Source organism: uncultured Arthrobacter sp. (genome assembly GCF_902805515.1).
In the GTDB taxonomy this organism is placed as follows: domain Bacteria; phylum Actinomycetota; class Actinomycetes; order Actinomycetales; family Micrococcaceae; genus Arthrobacter_D.
In genome coordinates this window covers 1-4,434 of record NZ_CADCTE010000026.1, presented here as the reverse complement: position 1 = coordinate 4,434, position 4,434 = coordinate 1, and the positions used below count along the sequence as shown (strand labels likewise).

The 4,434-nt window shown below is 71.0% G+C and carries 2 protein-coding genes and 2 pseudogenes; 1 reads left to right on the top strand and 3 read right to left on the bottom strand.

Annotated elements, in window-relative coordinates; all coding sequences use genetic code 11:
* Window positions 1-591 (bottom strand): annotated as a pseudogene (locus QZX79_RS02360) (hypothetical protein); the annotation flags it as partial.
* 434 nt (window positions 592-1,025) lie between these two features.
* On the opposite strand from QZX79_RS02360, the gene QZX79_RS02355 reads away from it, so the two are divergent.
* Window positions 1,026-1,658 (top strand): vitamin K epoxide reductase family protein, encoded by a 633-nt coding sequence (locus QZX79_RS02355; protein ID WP_294564110.1) that lies wholly within the window; start codon window positions 1,026-1,028, stop codon window positions 1,656-1,658.
* A gap of 11 nt (window positions 1,659-1,669) precedes the next feature.
* Here QZX79_RS02355 and dxs read toward each other — a convergent pair whose 3' ends face one another.
* Together dxs and acnA are read right to left on the bottom strand one after the other, a co-directional pair.
* Entirely contained in the window at window positions 1,670-3,676 is a 2,007-nt protein-coding gene (dxs, locus tag QZX79_RS02350) for a 1-deoxy-D-xylulose-5-phosphate synthase (protein ID WP_294564107.1), read from the bottom strand.
* Between the two features lie 177 nt (window positions 3,677-3,853).
* Window positions 3,854-4,434 (bottom strand): annotated as a pseudogene (gene acnA, locus QZX79_RS02345) (aconitate hydratase); the annotation flags it as partial.

Below are 4,434 nucleotides of genomic sequence, written 5' to 3'. Positions count from 1 at the left end.
GGCTGCTGCCGCTTCCGTATCGGCGTAGGCGGCGTCGGGGATGTCACCGGCGACGGCGGCCGCGGCCACGGCGGCCTCTGCGGCGGCCGGCTCTCCGGAAGGAATCTCGGGCGCCGGCGCTGCCGGCCCTGCTTCGGCCGTGGCCGCCCTGCGGCGGGTGCGGGTGGCCTTCGCCTTCGGCGCCGGCTCCGCAGCGGCCGTGTCGCCGGCTGCCGTTTCCGTGGCTGCTGTGTCACCCGCGGTGTCGAGCGGTGCCGCCACGGGCGATTCCGGCGCGGCGGCCGGGGCCTTGCGGGCACGGGTGGCGCGGCGGCGGGGTGCTTCGGTGACTTCGGTGACTTCGGTGACTTCGGTGAATTCGGTGACTTCGGTGACAGTGTCGGCCGGCGCGGCGGCGGGCGCTGCGGATGCTTCCGGTGCGGGGGTGTCCCCGGCGGTTGCGGCTGCCGGGACCTTCGTCGGCGCTCCGGCGGGCGAGCTTGCCGCCCTGCGGACCCGTGGGGCCTTCTTCTCCGGCGCTGTCGGGGACTGCGTCTCGGCGGCCCCTGCTGCTGCACCCTGGTCGTTGATCTGCGTTTCGAACTGATCCATATGTATTGGCTCCAGCCCCTGCGGCACCGGCCACATTCCAGCGCCCTCCAGGGCAGTATGTCGGCCGTCCGCGGACCCTACGCCCTAGCGGCGACCGGAAGTCGTCATTGTGTCGTTTGAGGTCGCACCGGCTGGAGGGTGCGGCATCACTCAAAGACCAGCGGCGCTTTTCCGACTCATCCGTCGTATTCACGGTGGCCTGCGAGGCGGATTCCGGAACCGCCCACCAGGATTGATGGGCTCGGTGCGCCGGAAGCATCGCCCGCAGAGCGGAAGCCTGTCGCTGGACCGGAACGGAAATGTGGTTCCCGAACCAGCCACGGCAATTGTCTCACACCAGCATGCAAATCAGCCGTTCCGGCGGCTAGAGTGGCGGAACCATCGGCGCACGGGATGCCGGCGCCGACCGCCCACCCGAGGACGACGACACCCCCATGGCACACCCCGCGCACGCTGCTCCCTCCGGCACGAATCCGGACGGGGAAGCCGGGACCGGACGGCCGGAGCGGCGGTTCGCGTTCCTCCTCGTGGCCGCCGGCGTCATCGGCTGGCTCGCCTCGGGGCAGCTGGTACTCGAACGGCTCGCCCTCTACGCAGACCCGGGGTACGTCACCAGCTGCGACCTGAATCCGTGGATTTCCTGCGGCGAGGTGTTCCGGACGGAGCAGGCCGCGGTGTTCGGCTTCCCCAACCCGCTGATCGGACTCGTGGCCTTCGCCGTCGTGATCACCACGGGCATGGCGCTGCTCGCGGGCGCGGAGCTGCGCCGCTGGTACTGGCTCGGCCTGCAGGCCGGAACGGTCCTCGGCGCGGCGTTCACGCTCTGGCTGTGGTTCCAGGCGCTGTTCGTCATCTCGATCCTCTGCATCTACTGCATGGTGGTCTGGGTCGTGATGATCGTCCTGACGGTGCACCTCACGGCGCGCAATGCCGCCTCCGGGGTGCTGCCGGTTCCTCCGCGGACCGCACGGCTGCTGGCCGAGTGGTCGTGGGTCCTGGTGGCGCTGCTGGTCGTGGCGGGCGCGGCGTCGGTGTTCCTGCGCTTCGCCGGGGCCCTGCTGGGCTGAGCGGCCGGGGCCTAGAGGGCCGGGAACTGTCCGGTGGTCGCGTCCTGACCGGAAGCGGGCTCCCGGCCGGCAGCGGACTCCTGGCCGGGCAGGGGCCGGGCCACCGGGACCTTCGTTCCCAGGACCTGCGCCACGATGTCGTGGGTGACCTTCTGCGCGGTCAGGCCGACGCGCGCGAGCACCTCGCTGCGCGAGCCGTGGTCGAGGAACTCGACGGGGAGGCCGACCTCGTTCAGGGCGGTGTCGACGCCCGCGGCCCGCATCTCCTGCCGGATCCTGGACCCGACGCCGCCGGCGCGCACGCCGTCCTCGATCACAATGACGATGCGGTGCTCGGCGGCGAGGTCGATCACCGACGGGCAGACGGGCAGCACCCAGCGCGGGTCGATCACCGTCGAGCTGATGCCCTGGGCCCCGAGGCGGTTTGAGACGTCGAGGGCGAGTTCGCTCATGGCGCCGACGCTGACGATCAGCACGTCGTTGGCCGTGGACCCCGAGGGGCGCCGCGCGAGCACGTCGACGCCGTCGCCCAGGCGCTCGATCGCCTCGACCTCGGCACCGACCGAGCCCTTGGAGTAGCGCACCACGCTCGGGGCGTCGGGGATGGAGACTGCCTCACGCAGTTCCTCGCGCAGCCGGGTGGCATCGCGGGGGGCGGCAAGGTGCAGTCCGGGCACGGTCTGCAGCATGGAGAGGTCCCACATGCCGTGGTGGCTGGCGCCGTCGGGCCCGGTGACCCCCGAGCGGTCGAGGACGATGGTGACCCCGGCCTTGTGCAGCGCCACGTCCATCAGGAGCTGGTCGAAGGCCCGGTTCAGGAACGTGGCGTAGAGCGCGACGACGGGGTGCAGCCCGCCGTAGGCCATCCCCGCGGCGCTGGTGAGCGCGTGCTGTTCGGCGATGCCGACGTCGAACACGCGGTCCGGGTGGCGGGCGGCGAAGCGGTGCAGCCCGACCGGGATGAGCATGGCGCCGGTGATGCCGACGATGTCGGGGCGCTCGTCGGCGATGTCGGCGATCTCGTTGGCGAAGACCGAGGTCCAGGACTGGGAGGCGCCGGACTCGACCGGCTCCCCCGTGCCCGGGTCGATGATGCCCACGGCGTGGAACTGGTCGGCCTCGTGGGCGCGCGCCGGGGCGTAGCCGTGCCCCTTCTCGGTGATCGCGTGCACGATCACGGGGCCCTCGTAGTTGCGGGCCAGGTGGAGTGCCTGCTCGACGGCGCCGAGGTCGTGGCCGTCGACCGGACCGACGTACTTCATGCCGAGGTCCTCGAAGAGGCCCTGCGGAGCCCACCAGTCCTTCACGCCCTTTTTCGTGGCGTGGAGGCTCTTGTACGCGAAGCGGCCCGCGGGCCCGCCGGCCTGCAGCCGGCCGGTGAACCACTCGAGGGTCCGCTCGTACACCTTGTGGGTGCGGACCGAGTCGAGCGCCGGCCGGAGGGAGGCGAGGTAGTCGGCGACGCCGCCGATGGTCGGGGCGTAGGAGCGGCCGTTGTCGTTGACCACGATCACCACGCGGCGGCGCTTGTCCGCGGCGATATTGTTGATCGCCTCCCAGGCCATGCCGCCGGTGAGCGCGCCGTCGCCGACGAGGACGACGGTGTACCGGTCGCCCTCCCCGTTCAGGACGCGGGCGCGGGAGATCCCGTCGGCCCAGGACAGTGACGACGACGCGTGGGAGCTCTCGACGATGTCGTGGATGGACTCGGCGCGGGAGGGGTACCCCGAGAGGCCGCCCTGCTGGCGCAGGGTGTCGAAGTTCTGGCGGCCGGTGACGAGCTTGTGCACGTAGGACTGGTGGCCGGTGTCGAAGATGATGCTGTCGCGCGGCGAGTCGAACACGCGGTGGATGCCCAGGGTCAGTTCCACAACGCCGAGGTTGGGGCCCAGGTGCCCGCCGGTGCGGGAGACGTTGGTGACGAGGAAGGAACGGATCTCCCGGGCGAGGGCGTCGAGCTGGGATTCGGTAAGCCGGCTCAGGTCCTGCGGGCTGCGAATTGTCTCAAGAAGTCCCACCGGCGCCTCCTCAGGTCGTCTGCTGCGGCGAAGACTTCGCCAGGGCAATTTCCGTTAACTCTAACGTCACAGCTCCCCCGGAGGTGCCCAATCCTCGAGCGTCCGGTGCCCGGGACCCCCTCCGCGGCGGCCCGGCGGGCGGGAGTTTCGGGCATCTTCCGGTCGGAAATCCGGGACTCAATCCGCACTGAGCTGCCTCAGGACGTAGTGGAGGATGCCGCCGTGGCGGTAGTAGTCGGCCTCGCCCGGGGTGTCGATGCGCAGGACGGCGTCGAAGGAAACCGGCTCACCGTCCTCCTCCGGGACCGCCGTGACGCGGACCGTGTCGGGGATGCTGCCCCCGTTGAGCGCCGTGATGCCCTCAACCGAGAACGATTCGGTGCCGCTCAGTCCAAGGGCCGCGGCGTTCTCGCCCTGCCGGAACTGGAGCGGGAGCACGCCCATGCCGATGAGGTTGGAGCGGTGGATCCGCTCGTAGCTCTCGGCGATCACCGCCTTCACACCGAGCAGCGCGGTGCCCTTGGCCGCCCAGTCGCGGGAGGAGCCGGAGCCGTATTCCCTGCCGGCAAGGACCACCAGCGGCGTGCCTGCGACGGCGTAGTTCCTCGCCGCGTCGTAGATGTAGGTCTGGGGGCCGCCGGTCTGGGTGAAATCCCGGGTGAAGCCGCCCTCCACGCCGTCGAGCAGGCGGTTGCGCAGTCGAATGTTGGCGAAGGTGCCGCGGATCATCACCTCGTGGTTGCCGCGGCGGGAGCCGT

Excerpts from the sequence above, each read along its gene's own strand:
- QZX79_RS02355 (WP_294564110.1), top strand. The coding sequence starts at position 1,026 with ATGGCACACCCCGCGCACGCTGCTCCCTCCGGCACGAATCCGGACGGG.